This is a genomic window from Vibrio sp., assembly GCF_038138445.1.
GTDB lineage: Bacteria > Pseudomonadota > Gammaproteobacteria > Enterobacterales > Vibrionaceae > Vibrio.
In genome coordinates this window covers 1-1,718 of record NZ_JAYQDQ010000186.1, presented here as the reverse complement: position 1 = coordinate 1,718, position 1,718 = coordinate 1, and the positions used below count along the sequence as shown (strand labels likewise).

Annotated in this window: 3 protein-coding genes; all 3 read right to left on the bottom strand. The window is 38.0% G+C overall.

Annotation, left to right across the window (positions count from 1 at the left end; genetic code table 11):
• Positions 1-256: ribonucleotide reductase N-terminal alpha domain-containing protein (locus tag AAFM34_RS20940; RefSeq protein ID WP_341666223.1), on the bottom strand; the 256-nt coding region annotated here is incomplete at its 3' end.
• A gap of 312 nt (positions 257-568) precedes the next feature.
• Positions 569-790 carry a hypothetical protein gene (locus AAFM34_RS20935; protein ID WP_341666221.1) on the bottom strand — a complete coding sequence of 74 codons (222 nt, stop codon included), beginning with the start codon at positions 788-790 and terminating at the stop codon, positions 569-571.
• A gap of 35 nt (positions 791-825) precedes the next feature.
• Positions 826-1,718: ribonucleotide-diphosphate reductase subunit beta (locus AAFM34_RS20930; RefSeq protein ID WP_341666219.1), on the bottom strand; the 893-nt coding region annotated here is incomplete at its 5' end.

Sequence of the window (1,718 nt, the reverse complement as noted above, 5' to 3'; positions counted from 1 at the left end):
TAATCATATTAACTCCGATACCAACTCCACCGCCGTGCTTAGCGAGTAGCATCATTTCTAAATTTTTCTGTCCTATATCTTGTATAGAATCAGCCACATCAATGCCGAAGCAGCTAATAGGCAAACCGCGATCAGTACCTGTATTAGATAATACCGGGCTAGCGAGACATAGCCAACCATTCCATATGTATTCGAAGAAAGTTTCCGCCATTTCCGGTTTATATAATCTACGAGCAACTGTTTTAGCAACCCGCATGTAAGCTTCTCTCGGTGACTCGTCGTAGAGTAAATATCCCCCGGATATAGTCTTCTTGTATACGTCGTTATTACCCCACGCAGGGTAATCTTCACCTTTTTTCCAGTTTTCATTCCACATTATGTAAGTAAGTGTGTTATCCAGGCCATAAGCCCATTAATATTAAGTGCTACAAGGTTCCATTGTTTTCTATATGACGTTTGAACCACGACGCATATAAACCCTAGTATATATAACTCAGGCGTTATAGTCCATTGAGCAGCGATTAAAAAACCACTGCCCATATAGCCTACTCTAATTGCCAGACGTTCTTCAGCTTTCAGCCTTCTCCTCTGTACTAGCTTTTTCAGCAACTTGCGCTTTAAGCTTGTCGATTGCTTCCTCATAATCTGGCATACATTTAATTGTTTCTAATGTTCCTACTGCTAGATCTTTTAAATAAGCATTTTCATCTAGTAGTTGTTGTACAACGCCAATTAAGGCTTGTATCTTTTTCTCAAGCAGATCTACTCTGCTACTCTTCTGACTTTTCATATAATTGTTCAAATATTTCTTGTTCTGTTACTATATTACCAAATATCGTCGAAGTCTTCGCCTTCGTTAGCTTTCGAATAATCCGTCGGCCGTATTGCGAAAAAATCAGTATGAGTGACCCCGCCGGTAAGATGATAGAACCAATCAAGATTAGACGCTGCATTCTTGTCATACGGGAAATAGTTCCCCAAGTCAACGTAACCAAGTTCAACCAGTTTTTCATTTGCTCTCTTTTTTATAAAATGTTTAAGATCATTAGCTTTTATACCTTCTACATCACCAGCTTCAAACATCTTGTCTATATACTTAGTCTCAAGCTTTATCATGGTTTCTGCAGCTTTTATTATATCTTCTCGACATAAATGCAGTAATTGATCATTTTCACTGCACATATCGCGGAAAAGCTTGCAACCCATTTTACTGTGTAATGACTCGTCTCTTACAGACCATTTCATTTGTTGTCCAATACCCTTGAGTAAATTACGTAACTGGAAGCTATATAAAACAGCAAAAGCTGAATACAAACTAACGCCTTCTGCGAAAGCAGAAAATACGGCAAGTGACTTACCAATACCAATAGGATTTGTACCGTCATAAGCAACCAAATTATCAAATCTCTGTGCTGTAGCAGGTTCGTGCAAAAACGCTTCATAATCTTCTAAGTTTAATGTTTCATTTAAATAACTATAAGCAACTGCATGGACTGTTTCTTGTGATCCAAACATCATTGCCATTTGTTGTATTTCGTGCTTCGGAAACCAACCAACTACCTTTTGGGTCCAGTAATCAGAAACCGCGCATTCCGTTTGTGCAAAGCCGAGTAATATATTACCGACCAAGTTCTTTTCTTTATCATTTAATTTTTCCTTCCAATCTTTAATATCACTTTGCATTGAGATTTCTGTATGTAACCAAAATGCTTGTGCTT